Source organism: Liquorilactobacillus mali, from assembly GCF_001437155.1.
Taxonomy (GTDB): domain Bacteria; phylum Bacillota; class Bacilli; order Lactobacillales; family Lactobacillaceae; genus Liquorilactobacillus; species Liquorilactobacillus mali_A.
This window is the reverse complement of sequence record NZ_JQAR01000041.1, coordinates 3,595-3,905: the sequence shown is the minus strand read 5'-3', so window position 1 is coordinate 3,905 and position 311 is coordinate 3,595. Positions and strand designations below refer to the sequence as shown.

1 protein-coding gene is annotated in these 311 nt (G+C 43.1%); it reads right to left on the bottom strand.

Annotation, left to right across the window (positions count from 1 at the left end):
* On the bottom strand, positions 1-311 hold a 311-nt coding region (locus IV36_RS12005), incomplete at both ends, for an IS30 family transposase (protein ID WP_156648671.1).

Sequence of the window (311 nt, the reverse complement as noted above, 5' to 3'; positions counted from 1 at the left end):
AGGATAAAAATAACGTAAATTCCGATTAAAGCGTTCATTACTACCACGTTCAGCTGGCGTATAAGCATGGCAGTAATAGGTCTTAATACCATATTGTGATTCAAGTGATACTAGCCCACTAAACTCAGTGCCACGGTCCACCGTAAAGCTGTGCACCGGACCATTAAAAGTGGTTAGGAACTTAGTTAGGGCTTCATTAACAGTCGCTGTCGTCCGATCTTTTAACCGGTATGCCCAAAGGAACCGTGATTTGCGATCGATTAAAGTTAATAAAACTGCCTTACTATGCCCACGAGGACCAACGACTGTAG